Source organism: Mesorhizobium sp. Cs1299R1N1, assembly GCF_037179655.1.
Classification (GTDB): domain Bacteria; phylum Pseudomonadota; class Alphaproteobacteria; order Rhizobiales; family Rhizobiaceae; genus Mesorhizobium; species Mesorhizobium salmacidum.
In genome coordinates this window covers 1-334 of sequence record NZ_JAPYKR010000145.1, presented here as the reverse complement: position 1 = coordinate 334, position 334 = coordinate 1, and the positions used below count along the sequence as shown (strand labels likewise).

The following is a 334-nucleotide window of genomic DNA, read 5'->3' as shown; positions in this document are numbered from 1 at the left end:
GATGGCAGGCCAGCAGAACTTCCCGTCCTCCAGGCGCTTCGCCAGCAGGCACACGCCGGTGCCGTCGAAGTAGACCAGCTTGACCCGGTCGGCGCGCTTGGCCCTGAAGACGTAGACCGCGCCGGAGAACGGATCGGCGCCCATCGTGTCGCGCACCAGCGCCGCCAGGCCCTCGGCCCCCTTGCGGTTATGCGGAGCTCCGCATAACCGCAATTATGTGGAGCGCTGGATTATGCAGAGTAGGCCGCAATCAAGCCAACTTCGTCCTTCCATTCCAAGGTGTTAGAGCGCTCAATCGCTTTCTTGCTCGGCATAATTGTTGTCGTCTCTCGAC

At 62.0% G+C, this 334-nt stretch carries 1 protein-coding gene; it reads right to left on the bottom strand.

Annotated elements, in window-relative coordinates:
* A partial coding sequence (gene tnpB, locus O7A70_RS34460; RefSeq protein ID WP_442921258.1) for an IS66 family insertion sequence element accessory protein TnpB occupies positions 1-213 on the bottom strand: 213 nt, incomplete at its 3' end.
* Between the last annotated feature and the right edge of the window lie 121 nt (positions 214-334).